Here is a 264-nt window from a genome sequence, read left to right as displayed (position 1 = left end):
AAAAAATATAAATCCTACAATTGAAGTTAAACCAGATAATTTGGCATATGTAATCTATACATCTGGATCTACAGGAAAACCCAAAGGGGTATTAATTGAACAAAAAAGCTTATGTAACTTTATTATTTCTAGTATTAATTTAACAAAAATGAATTCAGACAGTAGAAATATTCAATTTGCCTCATTATCATTTGATGCTTCAGTATTTGAGATATTTACTAGCCTAGTTTCAGGTGGAACTTTATATGTATGTAGTCAACACGA

General features: G+C 28.0%; 1 protein-coding gene. It reads left to right on the top strand.

Features of this window, described 5'->3' with window-relative positions; genetic code table 11:
* Positions 1–264, top strand: a 264-nt coding sequence (locus MR160_RS34380) for an AMP-binding protein (protein WP_242299259.1), incomplete at both ends; no start/stop codon positions are given.

The sequence above is a fragment of the Bacillus cereus group sp. BfR-BA-01382 genome (genome assembly GCF_022663475.1).
Taxonomy (GTDB): Bacteria; Bacillota; Bacilli; order Bacillales; family Bacillaceae_G; genus Bacillus_A; species Bacillus_A thuringiensis_S.
Note: the sequence above shows the minus strand (reverse complement) of the source record. Positions and strands in the feature narration are given on the sequence as shown.